This is a genomic window from Nonomuraea sp. KM90 (genome assembly GCF_052246675.1).
Lineage (GTDB): Bacteria > Actinomycetota > Actinomycetes > Streptosporangiales > Streptosporangiaceae > Nonomuraea.
Genome location: NZ_JBQQCB010000007.1, coordinates 232,492 through 249,153 on the forward strand (window position 1 = coordinate 232,492; position 16,662 = coordinate 249,153).

Genomic DNA, 16,662 nt, shown 5'->3' on the forward strand with positions numbered 1-16,662 from the left:
TATCCCGCACGGCCTATCCACCGGCCGCGAACGCGGACTCGCAGGCGACCTTCCCCGGCTGCGGCCCGGCGGCCTCAGCCGGTGTCGTGTGCCGTCCGAGCCCTCCCATGTCGGAAGACGGTCTCCGCAGGCGATGCAGCCCTGCGTCAGCCCCGTCCGAGGACGCAGAACTCGTTGCCCTCCGGGTCGGCCAGGACCTTCCACGAAACATCGCCCTGTCCGACGTCGGCGGCGGTGGCGCCCAGAGCCCGTAGCCGGGCCACCTCCGCCTCTTGACCGTCAACGGGGTCCGGCAGCAGGTCGAGATGGACGCGGTTCCACGCGGTCTTCCCGCCCGGCGACGCGCGGAGGAACTCCAGATACGGCCCGACACCCTTGGCGGAGCGCAGCCGCGCATGATCGTCGCTCACCTCGTGCACGGTCAGGTCCCCCGCCTCGCCCCAGAACCGGGCCATGGCCCGCGGATCCGCGCAGTCGACCACCATCGCGGCGATCGGCCCGGTATCCCGGTAGATCTCCCGAGGCTCCAGCACGCAGAACACGTTGCCCTCCGGGTCGGCCAGAACCGTCCACGGGACGTCGCCCTGCCCCACATCGGCAGGCGTCGCACCGAGCTCCTTCAGGCGCGCGACCAACTCCGCCTGGTGGGCCGCAGAGGTGGTGGCGAGATCGAGGTGCACGCGGTACTTCACCGTTTCGGGGTCAGGGACGGTGACGAAATCGAGGTAGAAGCCGGCGGGGTCCGGCCAGACGAAGCCCTCGGGTTCGAGGTTGGTCACGCCGGGGGCCTCGCTGGAAACACCCCAGCCGAGCGCCTCCGCCCAGAACCGACCGAGCGCCGAGTCGTCCCGGGCCTTGAAATTCACCTGTACCAGTCGCAGCGCCATGCCGCCGATCATATGCCCAGGTAGACGAGCGTTATGAGCCCCGCTAGCAGGCGCTACGCCACTTCCGTCCGTACGGTGTGCCTCCTCTCCGGGCACTGGAGGGCAGGCCACACCGCCGGCCCCGGCGGGCCGAAGACGGCACTGGCCGGGTTGCCGCCGCCCTCAGGCGATACGCCCGGAACCGTCCATGGGCGTCCCCCGGCTATCGATCATGAGCTGGAGGGATGCGAATCCACGAGCCACAGTCAGGCGGAGCCGACGGGGAGGGACCAGGCGGTCCCGTGCGTCGGCGAGATCGGGTGTCATGGCCTTCAGCGTGGTGCGGTCTCGGCTCCTTGCGTCGCTCAGTTTTCGAGGTACTGGCCGACACGGAACTATGGGTGCGGCTCACATTGACCGGCGCCTCCAGATCGGGCGAACTTGACTCATCTCAGCTTCGTGGGAGGTCTGATGGGACGACGTTCGTGGATACGAATAGCCGCGGCCCTCGTATTAGCAGCCGGTGCGCTGCTCACGACACCGGCCGCGGCGACCGCGACGGGGTCGGTGACGCTGGAGGCCGCCTACACCTCGGGCCTGGAGAACGGCTGGGCGCTCGTCGAGCGCTACAAGGACAACTCCACCGGGTTCCTGGCCGAGACCTACCCGCCCGACGGTCGCGGCGATCAGACGGGACAGACCAGGCGCCTGTTCGGCGACGTCGCCCGCCCGCACTCCTCGCGATTCCTGCTGTACCACGCGCCGGGCTGGCAGACGGGCACCAAGAACACTCCCGTGCTGCTGGTGCACGGCGCCAACCAAACCGCCGATCTGGCCTGGGCCAACCCCAACGCCAGCGGCTCGTACGGCTGCGGCCAGGCCAGTTGCCCCACCACCGGACTCATGCAGCACCTCAGCGGCCGGGGCTACAAGGTCTTCGCGATCGGCTTCCCGCATATCACCGGGGACGGCCACTACTGGGCTGAGCAGATCCACGACGCCGTCGCCAGGATCCGGGCGAAGACCGGTGCCGCGCAGGTGGACGTGATCGGCTGGTCGAAGGGCGCGTTCAACGCGCGCATGTACGTCTCGTCGATGCGCAAGTCCTGGGGCACGGCCTACGCGGGCGACGTCCGGAAGCTGATCCTCGTCGGCGGGCCGAACAAGGGCTTCGACTGGGGTTACCGGCACGGCTGGACCCACGATTTCGCGATATTTCCGGAATGCGGGGGCGCGCTGAACGCGCCCGCGCCCCACACCCAGATGGTCTGTTACGGCCTGTGGCGCAACCACCCCGAGCTGAGCTACGAGGGCGCCGCCTACCCGGGCTCCGACGACATGCTCTACCGATGGGACAACGTCTACCCGCTGTCCACCGCCGAGCAGGACTGGTACACCACCTATTACGGCGGCACCGGCTTCTACACCTCCGGCCGCGGCATCCAGTGGGCCATCGACAGAGGCTCGCTCGTGCAGTCCCTCATCAACGCGGGGACGCCTGCGAGCGTTCCGGTCTACCAGCTGTGCGGCAACATGCCGGACATGGCCCTGCTGCACAACGAGCACACAGGACCGTCCGACGGGGCCGTCTTCGTGGCGAGTTGCACCGCGCCCGACGGCCTCGCGAACCGGGCCGCCACGGTGACGCTCCCGCTCAACCACCTCAAGCTCGGCTGGTCGGCGACCGCCATGTCCCAGATCACGACCTGGCTCGGCTGACCGTCTCGCATGTCCCCCTTGTCGCCACCCTGGTTCCAGATTCCGGGCCAATCTGCCCCGTAGGAGCCAGGGTGGCGCTCCAGGGCTCCCGTTCCGTGTCCGCATCCGGACAGCGGTACGCGACCACCTGATCCGGTGCTCCCACGTCCAACTCCTGTCACGTTCCATTTCTCGATGCTCAGGAGTCCGGATGCTTCGTCGTCTCGTTCCCGCCACCGCCGTCGGGACAGCCCTGCTCGCCTCGACGCTCGTCGCCGCGCCGGCCGAGGCCGCGAACCCCGCGGTCATGTTCACGAAGGCGTACTTCGACTCTCCCGGCAGCGACAGGGGCGGCAACACCAGCCTGAACGGCGAGTACGTGGTCCTCAAGAACACCACCCGCAAGGCGATCCAGATGGAGCGCTGGGTCCTGCGCGACGAGACGGGATACAGGTTCAGGTTCCCGCGCTTCACGTTGAAGCCGGGCAAGAGCGTCACCGTCCGCTCGGGCCAGGGCCAGGACTCCTCGACCACCCTGTACTGGCAGCGCAAGTGGTACGTGTGGAACAACGACGGGGACGCGGCGGGCATCTACCGGGGCAGCGACCTCAAGAAGATCGACACCTGCTCGTGGGGGAGCGCGGGCGACTGGAAGAACTGCGCGTAGGGACACCCGGCCGCGGATTACGCCGCCACATAACGCGGCTCAGGCGTCGTCCGCGTCGTTCCTGTACCTCTCAGTACAGCTAAGCCGCGGGCCCTGGCTGCCCGGTGCGCTGGAGCAGGACGAGCCGGTTGCCGTCGGGGTCGCGCAGCACGGCTTCGATGCCGTACGGCCGCGTCTCCGGCTCCTGCTCGAACACCACGCCGCCGGTGGTCGCTCCCTTGGGCGCGACCTCGACCCAGTGCATGCCCGGTGTCGAGCTGTCGTCACGGATCACAGCGAGGCCGAGCGCGTCGACGTAGAAGTCCCGCGACCGGACCGCATCGGACACGGGGACGGACACTACTGCGATCTGTTGTACGGGCATCTTGGCCTCCCGGGGCACGCACGCTGGTGCCGACAACGATGGCCGGCCCCGGTACACACCCGGTCAACGTGTGGCTACCGGCCCCAGCCGGTCGGTGGCTGCAGTGCCTCGCCGAAAACGGGGTTGTAGTACTCGCGCAGTTCCTCGCACAGCCCGTCCTCGGTGAACCGGAGGATCAGGCAGCCGGGCAGGGTGACCCGGTCGCCGGTCGCGTCGGGCTGCCAGTCGGCATCGCGCATGACCGCCCACCACTCCACCGCAACCCGGCGGCCGTTGATCACCGGCCGCCCGAACCTCAGGTCCACCTCCTGCTGCGTCGCCGTAGCCCGGCGCCAGTACGCGGCGATGGCGTCGCTGCCGACGTGCGCCGGCGCGGTCGGCGACGACAGGTAGACGCCGTCCTCGGTGAACAGTCCGGCGGCGGCGTACGCGTCCTTGTCCCGCCAGGCCTGGCCGTATCGGGTCAGCCATTGATCGATGTTCATCTGCCTCTCCACGGTGGTCAGGGGCGAAGGGTGAGCCGGAACACGGAGCCGTCGCCTGATGGGCCTGGTGAGGTCACGGTGACGGTGCCGCCGTGGGCCTGGGCGATCTGGCCGGCGATCGGCAGGCCGAGCCCGGCGCCGGGTCCGCTGTCCCCACCGCGCCAGAAGCGTTCGAGGATGCGTTCCTGCTGGTCGGGTGGGATGCCGGGGCCGTGGTCGGTGACGACGACGGCGACCTGCGCCGGTGTCGTCTCGATGTGGACGCCGACGGTCGAACCCGCCGGCGCGTACCGGATGGCGTTGTCGACGAGGTTGGAGATCGCGCGCCGTACCGTGGGCTCGTCCACCCGGCACACGGCGGATGGCGGCCCGGTGACGGACAGGGTGACCTGCCGCACCGCGGCCAGGACGGCGGCGTCGCCGGCGATCTCGCGAAGGGTGACCATCAGGTCGGTGGGCCGGCGGCTGATGGTGCGGGCCCGGCCGCGCGCATCGACGAGAAGCTCCTCGATCGTTCGCTGGAGTCGATCGGCGGCCTTCCGTGAGCGTTCCAGGGCTTGCCGGTAGATGTCGGCGGTGGGGGCGGGGTGAGCGAGGATGACCTCCGCGTTCGTCATCAGCACTGACAGCGGCAGGCGTAACTCGTGGCTGGCCTCCTCGATGAGTCGGCGCTGCGTCTCCGCGGCCGCCTCCAGCCGGTCGAGCATGGCGTCGAAGCTGGCGGCCAGGGCGGTGACCTCGATCGGGCCGTTGTCGAGGCCGGTGCGGCGGCTGAGGTCCGTGGCCTCGATGTCCTCGGCGACCGCCCGCACCTGGTGGAGCGGCCGCACCGCGCGGCCGGCCCACCACCAGGCCAGCGCGGCGGCGACCGGGCCCAGGGCGATGAGGGTCCCGAAAGCCCATCCGGACAGGTGCCGGGTCGTCGTCTCGGTGTCCGTCGCGCCGGCCCGTACGGTGGACACGGTCTCGGTGTCCGTGGCGAGGATGACGCCGAACAGCAGCAGCGCCGGCACGTAGATGGCGAGGAAGCCGAGAGCCGCCAGGCGGATCCGCAGCGACCGCCAGCGCTGGTTCATGGCCGAGCCCTGAGTCGGTAGCCGACGTTGGCGATGGTGTCGATCAGCGCGGGGTCGCCGAGCTTCTTGCGCAGGCGGCTGAGGATGACCCGTACGGAGGAGGTGAACGGGTTGGCGTTGGCGTCCCACACGTGTTCGAGCAGGTGCTCGGCGGAGAGGACCTCGCCGGGGTGGTGCATGAAGTACCTCAGGAGCGCGTACTCGCGCGCGGTCAGGTCCAACGGGGCGCCGGACCGCCACGCGCGGTGCGCGGCGAGGTCGAGCAGCAGGTCGCCGACCGCCAACGTGGTGCCGTGCTCGTCGGCGCGACGTTCGAGAGCGCGAAGGCGGGCGGTGAGTTCGGCGAAGTGGAACGGTTTGACCAGGTAGTCGTCCGCGCCGGCGTCGAGGCCGGCGACCCGGTCGGCGACCGCGTCGCGTGCGGTCACCACCAGCAGCCGCCGCGGGCGGTGCAGGTCGGGATCGTGGCCGAGGCGACGGACGAGGTCCATCCCGTCGCCGTCGGGCAGGCCGAGGTCGAGGCACGCGACGTCGTACACGGTCGTCCGAAGGTGTTCCTCGGCGTCGTCGCCGGTGGCGGCGACGTCCACCGCGTACGACTCGTTCCGCAGGCCAAGAGCGACGACCTGCGCCAGATCGGGATCGTCTTCCACCAGGAGGATGCGCACGCCGCCGCCCGCCGATGCCGTCAGCCGGCCCGCGTGGCGGCGGTCGATCCGGCGGGTCCGGTCACGGTCATGCGGCCGTCGGCGAAGGCCACGGTCACGTCCGGGCGGACCCCGGTGGGGTCGTCCGGGTGGTACCGGTCGTCGCCGGAGGGGAGGAAGTGCAAGGTCGCTGCCCCCTTCGTGGGTATCTCTGCCGCTTTGACGCCGCCTGCCGCGTTGAGCGAGAACCAGCCCGGAATCAACTTACTGCCGCTGGCGATGGTGACGTAGGTACGCATCTCGTCGCCGTGCGCGATGGTGCCGGTAAGGGTGATGTCGCCCATGGGGCCGTACTGGCGCTCGAAAGCGGCGCGTTCCTTGCGGCCTTCCTGGGTCTTCCCGGCGAGCAGCGCCCCCACCTGCTCCTCGTGTTTGCGCAGGTCGCTGGCGGAGATGCCGGCCGGTGGCGGGAACAGCGCGGTCACCGCGTCGGCGCCGGTCGCGGTGACGGCCAGGTGGTCGTCGCGGACGGCGACTTCGAACGACCCGCCGGTGCCCAGCTCGTACGTGCCGGCCGCCGCCGCCATGTCACCCCTGCCGGCCTCGACCGTGGGTACGGGCAGCGGCTTTCCGAGGGCCAGTGCCGGGCCGACCGTCTCGAGCAGCTTCTCGGCGGAGATCTTCGGCTTGTTGGCGGCCATCGCGATGACCATTTGGTCTTCCGGCACCCACACCAGGACCGCGTTGTGGCCGATGTCACCTCCGCCGCCGGCGGTGGCCAGGAACGGTTTGCCGTACACCGACGCGTCGTACGCGACCCAGCCCCACGCTTCGGCGCGGCCCTCGCTGATCTCCCGCCCGGGGGTGGCGATCGCCCTGGCCGACTGCGGGGACACCACCTTTCCGGTGAACAGCGCGCGCGTCCAGGTCACCAGGTCTTTCATGGTCATGGCCAGGCCGCCGTTGCCCTCGACGGCCCAGAAGGGCCCCGCGAAATCGCCGGACTCGCCGGCCTCGCCGCTTTCGAGGTAGCCGAGCGCGCGCGGTGCCGGAGCAGCCGGCTTGCCGTTCCAGTAGCCACCGGCGACCCGGCCATCGGGCAGCGGGAGGATGTGCGAGGCCAGGTAGTCCCGGTAGCTCGAACCCGACACCTTGTCGATGATCAGTGCCAACAGCGTATAGCCGGCGTTCGAGTACAGGTAGCGGGAGCCGGGCCTGGCGGCGAGTTCCAGCCCGTCGATCGCCTTCAGGGCGGCTTCCCGGCCCATCGGCTCGGTGTCATTCGCGTGGGTGCCGTTCAGGCCGCTCGTATGCAGCAGCAGCTGCTCGACGGTGGCGTTCGCGACGGGGCCGTCGAGCTCCGGCAGGAGCTTGCCCGCGCGGTCGTCCAGGGCCAGCTTCCCGTCGTCGACCAGGTGGAAGACCGCGGCCGCGGTGAACGCCTTGGTGATCGAACCGATGCTGAACACCGTGTCGACCGTGTTGGGTGTGGCCGTGGCGTCGTTCGCCGATCCGTACGCGGCCAGGCAGTCGAATCCATCGCCGGTCGAGATGGCGACGGAACCACTGAACCCGGCCTTCGCCCAGGAACTGAACGCCGCGTCCATTTCCCGTGCGCACAACGGGGGCGGGCCGGCGGAAATAGATTGACTTTCCGGCCCAGGATAATCCTCGGTGCATGCGGCACTACTGAGGAGCAGACCTACGGCCAGAACGGCGACAAGCTTCTTCATGGGGGCAAATTTAGAAGCTCGGTTGTGAACGAGATGTAAACGAGCCCCGCGCCCCCGCGGAATGGCTTCCGACCTGGGGATTGCCAATATGCCGAAGATGCGGCAGCCTCTCTGGACAGCGCTGCCGGATGATTGTGATGAGGGAGGTGGCGATGCGGTTCCACGTACTCGGGCCGTTGTCCGTGACGGCCTGCACGGGCGAGGAAATCGTTATCGGTCGCGCCAAACGGCGCCTCCTGCTCGCAATTTTATTGTTCAGCGCCAATAAGACCGTGTCACTGGACGCGCTTGTCGACGCATTGTGGCCGGACCGGCCGATACATTCGGCGAAGGCCGATCTCAAGACCCATGTGTGGGCTTTGCGCCGATTGTTGTCGCCGGCGGATCACGCGCGGGCGCCCATCGTGACGCTGCCGACACGCCCCGGTGTCCCGTCGGCAGCAGCCGGAACCGGTCGTCGAGCCTGGCGAGCAGGCCGTGCGTCCCCAGCGTGCGCACGCGGGTGGCGGCCAGTTCCAGCGCCAGTGGGATGCCGTCGAGCCTGCGGCACAGCACCGCGACGGCCTCCGCGTTGTCCGGGGTGAGGGCGAAACCGTGCGCCGCGGCGGAGGCACGCGCCACGAACAGCCGTACCGCGCTGAAGCGCTCCAGCGTCGCGGGGTCGGCGTCGCCGAGGCCGGGCACCTCCAGCGGCGGCACGGGCCACACCACCTCGCCCGCCAGGCCGAGCGGCTCCCGGCTGGTGGCGAGAACGCGCAGCCCTGGCACGGCGCGCAGCAGGAGGCCGACGAGCTCCGCGACCGGCTCGATCACGTGCTCGCAGTTGTCCAGCACCAGCAGCAGCCGCCGGGCGCGCAGGGCGCGGACGAGCCGGTCGGTCGGCGCGTCCTGGGGCCGGGCGCCGCCGTCGTGGATGTCGAGGACCGCCATCAGCAGGTCGGTGAGCGATTCCCGCTTCCTCGGCATGTCGGGCCGCAACGCGCCCAGCTCGACAAGCCAGGCACCGTCGGTCATGGTCTCGGCCATCGGGGCGGCGACGTCCATGGAGAGCCGGGTCTTGCCCACCCTGCCCGAGCCGGTGAGCGTCACCAGCCGATGGTGTTCCAGCAGCGCGCGCACCTCGGCGACCGCGCCGTCGCGGCCGATCAGGTCGGTGAGGACGTTGGGCAGGTTGGTCGCCGGGGCCGGCGCGCGCGGCGCGTTGAGCCCCGGATCGTGGGCCAGGATCGACAGGTGCAGCCCGGTCAGGGTAGGCCCCGGGTCCAGGCCGAGCTCCTCGGCCAGGTGGGCACGGGACTCCTCGTAGCTGCTCAAGGCCTCGCCCTGCCGCCCGTCCAGGTAGAGGGCGAGCATGTGCAGCGCGCGTGGCCGCGCACATCTTGTCCCAGTCGGTCAGGTCCTCGGGCGTCGTGCCCCGGGGCAGGCCCGGCACGCCGACCGAGTGGTTGAGCACGTGGCCCAAGGTGGCGCGGCCCTTGCCGTACGCGCCGAATTCCGGCCAGATCTCGGCCACGGAAGTGTCGTACGCGAGATCGCCCCGTTCCACGAGCACGTGCACGATGGTGGAGGCCACCCCCTTGCCGGTCGAGGTGACCTGGAACGGCGTGTCCGAGGTGACCGGCCGCCCGGTCACCGGGTCGGTTCCGTGACGACCACGGCCTGCTGGAGGGGGTGGGAAAGACCACCAGGCACGTCAAGCTCAAAAGCCCGGACACGGTGAACCGCGACGCCCTGCGCGACTACATCCGGCAGGCCGTCGCGCTCGACCAGCAGTAGCCGCCTGGTGTGCTGGGAGGGGACCCGTTCTTATTCAGGGCATGTGTCGGACGTGGCCGGCTGGGCCTTTCGTGGCGACCGCTGCTCTTGCCGAGTACTTCGCATCATGGGAGAGCAAGATGACTCACAACTATCTTCGCGCGATCTTCAGCTGCGGCATGATGGAAGAATGGCAGGACGCGTTGCGAAATGGACCGGTGGCGCCTTGTTCGCAGTGGCCGCAGTAGGAATGGGCGCGTACTTTCTCCACGTCGGATTGGCGAAGGCCGATCAGACAGCCAGCGTGGTCGGCGCGTTCGTGGGAGTGGCGGGTCTGGCTCTTGCGCTATACGGCACGCTGACCACTCGCCGCGCTAACGCGGCAGCGCCGATCCCTGGGACGTGCGCCGGTCCCGATAATCCGGCAGCGGTGCACAACGAGATCAGCGGGGGTGTCTTCGACGGCCCCGTCGTGCAGAGTCGTGATGTTCACCAGATCAATTTCGGGCTTTTCGCGTCACCGTCCCAATCACGACCCGCCGAATGAGGTGACGGCCGCCGAAATGCACAACCAGATCAGTGGCGGAATCTTCTTCTCGGCAGTGATCCAAGGGCGTGACATCACCGTACAACTGCCGCCACAGGTGACTCCGGCGCTGTTCGGCCTCCCGGCGGGCTCACCGGCGTTCACCGGCCGCGCCGACTCCCTGCGTGATCTGCTGACGGCCCTGGAGCCCAGCCCATCAATCGGCGGGGCGTCGGCTGTGGTGGTGACCGCGGTCGGCGGTATGGGTGGGGTCGGTAAGACCGAGCTGGCGATCCAGGCGGCCCGAGCGGCGCTGGCACGAGACTGGTTTCCCGGCGGCGTGCTGTTCGTCGATCTCTTCGGCTATGACCCCGGCCGGCGCCTCGACTCCGGCCATGCTCTGGATGGGCTGTTGCGTGCCCTAGGCATCCCGGGTGAACACATACCATTCGAGACGCAGGATCGAGCACGGCTGTACGCCTCAGTGCTGTCCGCCTATGCCCGGGCCGAACGGCCGATTCTGGTGGTGGTCGACAACGCCGCCGACCCCGAACAGGTACGACCGCTGCTGCCGGGCGACTCCGGCTGCCGGGCCATCGTGACCTCTCGCCACACCATGGGCATGTTGGACGCCCGCCTGCTGGATCTGAACGTCCTGACACCTCAGGAGGCGATCTCTCTTCTCGGACGGGCGATAGACCTCGCCCATCCCAGGCGATCGGCGCGTCATCGAGCACGAGACCGACGCCGCGGAGGTAGCCCGGCTGTGCGGGTGCCTGCCGCTCGCGCTGCGGATCGCGGCCGCCCTGCTCGCCGACGATCCACACCGGCCGCTGAGGGATATGGCGGCCGACCTGGCCGCCGCAGGATCGCGGCTGACAGAGCTGCGGTACGGGGATGCGACGGTTCGCGCCACATTTGAGCTGTCATACCGGCATCTCGCTCCTGAGCAGGCACGGCTGTTCCGTCTGATGGCCGTCAACCCGGGCCGAGACATCTCCACCGCCGCCACGGCCGCACTCGTCGAGCAGGATCTGCCTGACGTCCGGCGGCAACTGGAAGCCCTGGCCAGGGCACATCTGATCGAGCACGGCATGAGCTACGGCCGCTGGCGGATGCACGACCTCGTCCGTCTGTTCGCCGACCAGCAGGGCCACATCCTTGCCGAGTCCGACGGCCGGCTACGGGCGTTCACCGTACTGCTGGACTACTACCTGGACACCGCGACCGCCGCGGCCAACCATCTGTCGCCTGCCCGCCTCGATGGCGGCTTCGACAGCCCGGAGCAGGCACTTCCGTGGCTGGATGCAGAATTTCCCAATCTGGTGGCGGCCGTGGAGGCCGCCGCCGCGGATGGCGATGTTCTCCATGTCGGCAAAGCGTGCGCTCTGGCCTTGGCTCTGGCCCCGTATCTGGAATTGCGCCGATCGTTCGCTGAGTCCGTCATCCTTGCCGACCATGCCGTACACGCAGCCCGGGCCCTTGGCTACCGCGAAAGCGAAGGGAGCGCGCTGAGTCAGCTCGGAGCGGCTCTTGGCCGTATGACGCGTTATGACGAAGCCCTCGCCGCCCATGACAAGGCCATCGCCCTCCTCCATACCGTTGGCGACCGGCACGGCGAAGCAACGGCGCTGGGCAATCGCGCATCCACCCTGTACCTGATGGGCCTCTCCGACGAGGCAATCGCCGTGTACGCCGACGTCGCAGCCATTTTCCATGACCTCGGCGACCGCCACGGCGAAGCAACAGCCCTGGACAATCTAGGCAACTCCCTGCGTGAGGCACGGCGTTTCGACGAGGCGATCATCGCCCACAAAGCTGCCCTCGCCATTTTCCGCGAAACTGGTGATCGCTATCGTGAAGGCATCGCATTGAGCGGCCAGGGATCAGCACTGCAAGGGGCGGGACGTGTCGACGAAGGCATAACCGTTTACGAAGAGGCCGTCGCGATCTACCGCGAGACCGGCAGCCGTCATGACGAAGGCGCAGGCTTGGCCAGCCTTGGGTCCGCACTGTATGAGGTACGGAAGTTGGGCAAGGCCATCGCCGCTTGCGAAGCCGCCGTCGCCATCTTCCGCGAAACTGGCGACCGTCTTGAAGAAGGGAGGGCATTGGCTATTCTTGGCTCTGCTCTCGCCGAGGTACGGCGTTTCGAAGAAGCCATCACAGCCCACCGGGAAGCCGTCGCCATCTTCCAGGAGGTCGGTGACCCCTACGACGAGGCCATGGCGCTGACACAGCTCGGAGCGGCCCAGTACCGGATGCGACGCTTCGACGATGCGATCTCTGCCTGTAGCGACGCCTACGCAGTCTTCCGAAAGTTGGACAACCACGACGGTATAGGATCGCCGATGTTGATCATCTTGGCTATCCGTGTCCGTCGGTTGCTTATGTGGAGCGCCATCGCCGGTGGCACGGGCCTTGCTGCGGGATGGTCGCTCAATTGGCAGGCAGGCGTCGCGGCGGCCGTGGCGACGGCGGCCGCCGCGACGCTCCCGCGTACGGTATTTCGGCGAGGCATGCGGCTACTATCGAGATCTACTGGAGATATCGGGTGACGCGTCGCCCTGGAAGCGAGGGGCCTATGCTAGGGGAATCTATAAGGCGTTTGGCCGCCTCATCCCCGGCCAATTCTCCCGAGGCCGTGATGAGCGGCACAATGACGATGCCCGCCAAGTCCTCGGCCTGGCCGTACCCGTAGATGAGGCGGCGGGTGGCGGCGGCCCAGGCGGCCAAGCTAGAACGCTATAGCCAGCAGGGCGGCGGTCAGCGCATTGGCGGAGTTTGTGCACGGGGAGGCCCAGCAGTGCGACTGAGCCGGAGAACGGCAACGATGATCATGTCGTGAGTCGACGGATTTCACGAGCGATGTCGCAGAGCTTAGACATCAGGCGTCGAAACTAAGCTCCAAAAGTCCCGCAGACATTCCTACGGCCAGTCGCTGTCCATCCCAAGACGCCGTTCGTCCCTCATGATGAATGGGAATGGTGTAGTTCCATCGAATCTGTAAGTCTCCAGATCCGCAGAGTCCTGTCAATCCCCTCGAAGTGTGGAGACGGTCTTATGCGACGCGGCCCTCAACAGGGCCGCTGATGCTTGCCACTGCTCGATCATCTGACGCTCGAATGTGAAAGGCGGGCAGCCCGTCGTTGAGCCCGGCCGGCAGACCGTTGGCATGGCTGAGCCGTCCTCACCCACCGGTACTGACGACTTGCTGCCATGCGGTCATGAGCTGATGTGGGGAGTCATGAATCGGCGTATCTGGACGGGCGTGCGGATCTCGACAGCGTGAGGAGGGAGATTTGTCTTCTGGAACGTGTGCGCCGAGGAGGGCCAGTTGGACAGGCGGCCACGGCGGTGCGCCTCGGCGGTATCCACATGCCACACGCTCACCCGCAAGGACAGCGAATCCACCAGCCACAGCTGGTAGTCGTCACGGTGTTCGGCCAAGTGGGCGATGTACTGCGTGAGTACCGTCAGTGCGACCGTCTCGGCACTTTCGGCCAGGGTGATTCCATCCGAGTGCTCGCTGGGAGCCTCATACCAGCCCTTGGCGTGCTGGTCGGTGTATTCGATGAGGTAGGCGAATCGGACGGTGGGCTCGGGTGCGTCCGGCTTGATGGATTGTGCGGCCGCCCGCGCCGACAGTCGAGACCAGTCAGCGATGTCGGCATACAGCGCCGCCTGCCGTTTGACCTGCGGGGTGTCGCCGCGGGTGGCGGTCTCGCCCAGGTGCGGCATGTTGAGCAGGGCCGCCACCTGGTGAAGCCGACTGAGAGGAACCAGACGGTCCCGCACGTTGGCGAGATCGGGTGTCACGCCCCTCAGTGTGGTGGGTCTTGCAACGGCCAGTCAGGAGAAGGCTTAAAAGATCTTCCCTGGCGTATCGGGGGCGGCTCGGCAGTGCTCCTGCGGCGGCGCGTACGGTCGCGTGGGCATCCGTTGTGCCAGCCGGTCAAGGGATCGGGCCTTTACCTATTCGCTACCCTATGATTGTGATCAATTACCAACAGTGACATGATGTGGCGTCGTGATCGGAAGGAAGAGGCGGTGCCACGCTGGATGCTGGTAGCAACGCGGGAGTGCTGACTGCTTCGCCGATGGTAACTGCGCCCGTGTGGGCATCCGGACGGCTTTGGAACGATGGGTACGGCCGACTCGGGGATGTGGAGATCAGCACCAGCCGTAAAGACGTTGCACTGTGATCACCTCGATGACGAGAACAAAGTGGCCGTGGAGTACCGGACGACGATCGGCAGGACGATCCTCCTGCAGGCCGGGCCGAAGCGCGGGTGTGTTCTGGATTCGGTGTTCTTCGGCTCCATCGAGCGGGCCAAATTCTGCTACGGCCCCGACGTCGATCCCGAGGATGGCTCGTGGCGCTGGTGCAATCCGGCACGCAACTTCTAAGACCAAGGCTTCGAAACGGCCCATTTTCGTGAAGGATTGGAGGAGCGAGTGCTGACTGGAGTCGCTTCCCGTGGGCTGCCGCAGTGGTCCCGTCAACGCAGCCCGGGGCTCGCCGCGCTCGCCGTGCTGCTGGTGCTCGGTGGTGCCCTGGCCACGACGGTGCTGGTGATGCGTGCCGACGAGCGTAGGTCCGTCATCCGTGTCACCGGGCGGGTCGGCGCCGGGCAGCCGTTCGGTAGCGGTGTGTTGCAGGAGGCGCGTATCGCTGATGACGGGGTTTCGTACTGGTCCTGGTCGCAGCGTGATCAGGTGGCGGTGACAGTGGCCACGGTCACCGTGCTGCCAGGGACGCTGCTCACCAGGCCGATGGTCGCGGGCGGTGACGGCGGAGCGGCCGCGGGGAGGGCTGTCAGGCTGGGGTTGGCGCTCAAGCCGGGCCAGGTGCCCTATGACCTGCAGCGAGGGGAGCGGGTTCAGCTCATCCACGTGCCCGGCCGCAGGAACGGTTCCGAGGGGCCGGCGCTGGTCGTGGAGGAGGCGGTCGTGGACGGCGTAAGCTACACGTCCGGGTCGGCCGGCCAGGCCACTGTCCTTGTCGACAGCGTGGTGGCGCCCGTGGTCGCGGCCCACGCCGTCAGCGGTGAGATCGCCATCGCCGCCATACGCGCTCAACCCTGATACCGGAAAGTCTGCGAGGCGTCGTCGCGACGCGGAGACGCCAACGCCTACGCCAACCCCGACCGTCCACCCAGCCCGGCGGTACGGGACGCGCGGGTACGACCTACCGCGGGGCCGGGGTGGCGTACAACGGACCGGCCTACGAAGGCACGCACGGCGCTCACCGACTGAAAGCCTTCGAACATGGCCGCCCTGCGAAGCCGCCTCTGCCGCGCAACTGCATGCCGGCCCCGCCCGCCGTACTGACCGCACAACGACGCGCTGTTCCCAGCGAGCCCTACGCGCACCCTGAGGGCGTGCCCGGGTCGCCCGCCGAGCTGTGAACTCTCGCGCCCAAGAAGGGGCTATCCCGCCTCCTCCACGAACACGGTGTCGTGGCCGCCCCTCATGTCCTTGCATCGGGAGGCACTGGCCGCACACTTACTTGAGCGCCTTCCACGGAGTGGTCCGGTGGAGGCCGTGACCGCGCTGGCGCACCGACGGACCGGCGGGGATCGCGAGCGCGATCGTCATGAACCATCCCACACCTGCCCAGCGGGGCCTGGCGTCGACGCCATCCTCATGCTGGCCGCGTACGGGGAACTGCCCGCGGCCGACCTCGGCCGGGCCGTGGGCCACATGGTCCGTGGCGAGCAGGTTGAACTCAACCGGATCACCGGCGTCCTCGACGAGGTCACGGCGGCCGGAGCGCACGCCGACGTGTGGACGGCCCTGGCTCAGGCGGTGCTGTTGCTGTTGCCCGGGCCCGGTGTAAAGACCAGGCCAAGGCTGGGCGACCTGCTCAAAGTGGCCGTGCGGGCGCCGGTGCTCGCTGGGGCGCGCGACTGCCGGCCGGGGGCTGGCGGAGCTGGCGGCACGCAAGGGCTCGAGCCTGCTCATCCATGAGGCGCGGCGTCTGCACGAGGCACTTTCCGATGAGGCATCATCTCGACCCCTGCCCGTGATCCATCAGAAGAGGGGCAGGGCTTGTGGGGCGGGGTGGACGCTAGGGCGTATGCACGCATTGGGAGTGATCAACGGTCGTGTCTGTACGGTTGGCCGGGCGGCCTTGGCCAGTTGCCGTCGGGTGGATAGTCCATATTGGGACTTGACCTGGGCAATCATTGTCAAGATCACCCGCACATATCCTCTGATCATGGTCTTGTGGCTGCATGCGGGCATCGTCAGTTGCCTAGGATGGTCCACAAACAAAGACCTGCGCCATAAAACCGCAGGTCAGGGGCCGAAAAGTGCCTATCAAGGTGAGTGCCCCCGGCAGGATTCGAACCTGCGGCACCCGCTTTAGGAGAGCTCGAGTCGAACGGCGTCCGGTTTCTCTGCTGACGGGTCATATGTGATTGTTGCTCGGCCTGGCTCAGCTCCTCAGCAAGGACCTCCTCGCTGTCCATCGCTGGGCGGCTGTTTACGCTGGTGAAAGCAATACTCCCGGGCGGGAGCCTTGCAAGGCGGTCCCGCTCTTCAGATGCGGGTGTCGGGCCCGGGAGTGCAGATTGAGGGTCAACTGTTGTGCTCTCGATGACCGGCGTGAGACGTCGTCGCCAACTCCTAGCCGGCGGGGAACTGGTGAACCGGTTGGTGAATTGACGCCGCCTCACCGATACCAGATGGATGAGCGCGGCAGGCATGAGTGCCTCGTCTCGGACGGCGAGGTTCTGCGGCGCAGGCGGCCCCGTCCCTCCGCTGCTGGGCGTCCGAGGGGCTTGTCATGTTGCGGCGCTCGCGTTTGGTGGGGCGTCATGCGCCGCCAGCCAATACGG

The 16,662-nt window shown here is 68.0% G+C and carries 17 protein-coding genes and 2 pseudogenes; 10 read left to right on the forward strand and 9 right to left on the reverse strand.

What is annotated here, in order from left to right; genetic code table 11:
- Positions 1-146: 146 nt before the first annotated feature.
- A complete protein-coding gene (locus tag ACTWPW_RS11475; protein ID WP_443168667.1) occupies positions 147-887 on the reverse strand; it encodes a VOC family protein in 741 nt (246 codons plus the stop codon).
- A gap of 450 nt (positions 888-1,337) precedes the next feature.
- Here ACTWPW_RS11475 and ACTWPW_RS11480 point away from each other — a divergent pair, with 450 nt between their 5' ends.
- Together ACTWPW_RS11480 and ACTWPW_RS11485 are read left to right on the forward strand one after the other, a co-directional pair.
- Positions 1,338-2,585 carry an esterase/lipase family protein gene (locus ACTWPW_RS11480; protein ID WP_443168668.1) on the forward strand — a complete coding sequence of 416 codons (1,248 nt, stop codon included), beginning with the start codon at positions 1,338-1,340 and terminating at the stop codon, positions 2,583-2,585.
- Between the two features lie 190 nt (positions 2,586-2,775).
- Entirely contained in the window at positions 2,776-3,231 is a 456-nt protein-coding gene (locus ACTWPW_RS11485; RefSeq protein ID WP_375116735.1) for a lamin tail domain-containing protein, read from the forward strand.
- A 79-nt stretch (positions 3,232-3,310) separates the two neighbouring features.
- Here the strand turns inward: ACTWPW_RS11485 and ACTWPW_RS11490 are convergent, their stop codons facing one another.
- The 5 genes from ACTWPW_RS11490 to ACTWPW_RS11510 all read right to left on the reverse strand — a co-directional run bounded on the left by ACTWPW_RS11490 (position 3,311) and on the right by ACTWPW_RS11510 (position 7,329).
- A complete protein-coding gene (locus ACTWPW_RS11490; RefSeq protein ID WP_443168669.1) occupies positions 3,311-3,559 on the reverse strand; it encodes a hypothetical protein in 249 nt (82 codons plus the stop codon).
- A 110-nt stretch (positions 3,560-3,669) separates the two neighbouring features.
- On the reverse strand, positions 3,670-4,080 hold the full coding sequence (locus ACTWPW_RS11495) for a nuclear transport factor 2 family protein (protein WP_375116733.1): 411 nt from the start codon (positions 4,078-4,080) through the stop codon (positions 3,670-3,672).
- Positions 4,081-4,097: 17 nt separating this feature from the next.
- Positions 4,098-5,156: a HAMP domain-containing sensor histidine kinase gene (locus tag ACTWPW_RS11500; RefSeq protein WP_375116732.1), complete on the reverse strand. Its 1,059-nt coding sequence runs from the start codon at positions 5,154-5,156 to the stop codon at positions 4,098-4,100.
- On the reverse strand, positions 5,153-5,824 hold the full coding sequence (locus ACTWPW_RS11505) for a response regulator transcription factor (RefSeq protein ID WP_375116731.1): 672 nt from the start codon (positions 5,822-5,824) through the stop codon (positions 5,153-5,155). The genes ACTWPW_RS11500 and ACTWPW_RS11505 overlap by 4 nt, the downstream gene beginning before the upstream one ends.
- A 20-nt stretch (positions 5,825-5,844) precedes the next feature.
- Positions 5,845-7,329, reverse strand: coding sequence for a serine hydrolase domain-containing protein (locus tag ACTWPW_RS11510; RefSeq protein ID WP_443168683.1), 1,485 nt, complete (start codon positions 7,327-7,329; stop codon positions 5,845-5,847).
- Here ACTWPW_RS11510 and ACTWPW_RS11515 point away from each other — a divergent pair.
- On the forward strand, positions 7,262-7,453 hold the full coding sequence (locus ACTWPW_RS11515; RefSeq protein ID WP_443168685.1) for a hypothetical protein: 192 nt from the start codon (positions 7,262-7,264) through the stop codon (positions 7,451-7,453). The two genes, ACTWPW_RS11510 and ACTWPW_RS11515, sit on opposite strands and share 68 nt — an antisense overlap.
- Positions 7,454-7,688: 235 nt before the next feature.
- Positions 7,689-8,120, forward strand: a complete 432-nt coding sequence (locus ACTWPW_RS11520; protein ID WP_443168684.1) for an AfsR/SARP family transcriptional regulator — start codon at positions 7,689-7,691, stop codon at positions 8,118-8,120.
- A gap of 697 nt (positions 8,121-8,817) precedes the next feature.
- On the opposite strand, the pseudogene ACTWPW_RS11525 reads toward ACTWPW_RS11520, so the two are convergent.
- A pseudogene (locus ACTWPW_RS11525) lies at positions 8,818-8,889 on the reverse strand (BTAD domain-containing putative transcriptional regulator); the annotation flags it as partial.
- A gap of 34 nt (positions 8,890-8,923) precedes the next feature.
- Positions 8,924-9,169: pseudogene (locus ACTWPW_RS11530) on the reverse strand (serine hydrolase domain-containing protein); the annotation flags it as partial.
- 312 nt (positions 9,170-9,481) lie between these two features.
- Between ACTWPW_RS11530 and ACTWPW_RS11535 the strand changes: the two are divergent.
- Genes ACTWPW_RS11535 through ACTWPW_RS11545 form a run of 3 tightly spaced genes read left to right on the forward strand, consistent with a single transcriptional unit; the run spans position 9,482 to position 12,375 of the window.
- Positions 9,482-9,838 (forward strand): hypothetical protein, encoded by a 357-nt coding sequence (locus ACTWPW_RS11535; protein WP_443168670.1) that lies wholly within the window; start codon positions 9,482-9,484, stop codon positions 9,836-9,838.
- Between the two features lie 16 nt (positions 9,839-9,854).
- The gene (locus tag ACTWPW_RS11540) at positions 9,855-10,739 is read left to right on the forward strand and encodes a hypothetical protein (protein ID WP_443168671.1); all 885 of its coding nucleotides are present in this window, start codon (positions 9,855-9,857) and stop codon (positions 10,737-10,739) included.
- The gene (locus ACTWPW_RS11545) at positions 10,660-12,375 is read left to right on the forward strand and encodes a tetratricopeptide repeat protein (RefSeq protein WP_443168672.1); all 1,716 of its coding nucleotides are present in this window, start codon (positions 10,660-10,662) and stop codon (positions 12,373-12,375) included. Before ACTWPW_RS11540 ends, ACTWPW_RS11545 begins: the two co-directional genes overlap by 80 nt.
- Positions 12,376-13,042: 667 nt before the next feature.
- Here the strand turns inward: ACTWPW_RS11545 and ACTWPW_RS11550 are convergent.
- Positions 13,043-13,636 (reverse strand): hypothetical protein, encoded by a 594-nt coding sequence (locus tag ACTWPW_RS11550; protein ID WP_375118580.1) that lies wholly within the window; start codon positions 13,634-13,636, stop codon positions 13,043-13,045.
- Between the two features lie 408 nt (positions 13,637-14,044).
- Here ACTWPW_RS11550 and ACTWPW_RS11555 point away from each other — a divergent pair, with 408 nt between their 5' ends.
- The 3 genes from ACTWPW_RS11555 to ACTWPW_RS11565 all read left to right on the forward strand — a co-directional run bounded on the left by ACTWPW_RS11555 (position 14,045) and on the right by ACTWPW_RS11565 (position 15,790).
- Positions 14,045-14,227: a hypothetical protein gene (locus ACTWPW_RS11555; RefSeq protein WP_375118579.1), complete on the forward strand. Its 183-nt coding sequence runs from the start codon at positions 14,045-14,047 to the stop codon at positions 14,225-14,227.
- Positions 14,228-14,275: 48 nt separating this feature from the next.
- The gene (locus tag ACTWPW_RS11560; RefSeq protein ID WP_443168673.1) at positions 14,276-14,905 is read left to right on the forward strand and encodes a hypothetical protein; all 630 of its coding nucleotides are present in this window, start codon (positions 14,276-14,278) and stop codon (positions 14,903-14,905) included.
- 450 nt (positions 14,906-15,355) lie between these two features.
- Complete coding sequence (locus ACTWPW_RS11565; RefSeq protein ID WP_443168674.1) at positions 15,356-15,790, forward strand: hypothetical protein; 435 nt, start codon at positions 15,356-15,358, stop codon at positions 15,788-15,790.
- Positions 15,791-16,662: the final 872 nt, after the last annotated feature.